Genomic DNA, 679 nt, shown 5'->3' with positions numbered 1-679 from the left:
GCATGGCAAGTATAACACAAGATATGAGATTTCGTAAAGCTTTAATTAATTATGCAGAAAAACATGGTGTTTCTGCTGCTGCACGTCGTTATAAAACTAATAGGCAGTATATCTATCGTTGGAAACGTAGATATGACGGCTCATGGGACTCTCTTAGAGAACTCTCAAGGAGACCTCATCATCATCCTAATCAACATACAGAATCCGAAATCAAACTCATTAATGATATGAGACGCCGTAATCCTAATGCTGGTTTAGTGGTATTCTGGGTAAAACTCATGCAACGCGGATATAAGCGCTCTATTGCTGGACTATATCGTTTCCTGCGCAAGCAGAACCTCATGGCCGTTAAGCCACCTAATCCAAAATATATTCCTAAGCCTTATGAACAGATGTCATATCCAGGCCAGAGAATACAAATAGATGTTAAATACGTGCCTGCCGCTTGTCTTGTTGGTGAGGCTAAAGGCCAGAAGTTTTATCAGTATACTGCTATTGATGAATTCTCTAGATGGCGTTATGTTGAGGCATTTGAAGAACACAGCACCTATTCTTCCATGGTTTTTCTACAACATTTAATAAAGGCTTTTCCTATGCCTATTGAATGTGTACAGACTGATAATGGATTTGAGTTCACAAAACAATATGGCAGAACTAAATCAGAAGATGATCTTACCAT

Annotated in this window: 1 protein-coding gene; it reads left to right on the top strand. The window is 38.9% G+C overall.

Annotated features, from left to right (window positions below; translation table 11 throughout):
* Nucleotides 1-2: 2 nt before the first annotated feature.
* Nucleotides 3-679: DDE-type integrase/transposase/recombinase (locus N3C_RS14130; RefSeq protein ID WP_074366652.1), on the top strand; the 677-nt coding region annotated here is incomplete at its 3' end.

The sequence above is a fragment of the Clostridium sp. N3C genome, assembly GCF_900095445.1.
In the GTDB taxonomy this organism is placed as follows: Bacteria; Bacillota; Clostridia; order Clostridiales; family Clostridiaceae; genus Clostridium_AU.
Note: the sequence above shows the minus strand (reverse complement) of the source record. Positions and strands in the feature narration are given on the sequence as shown.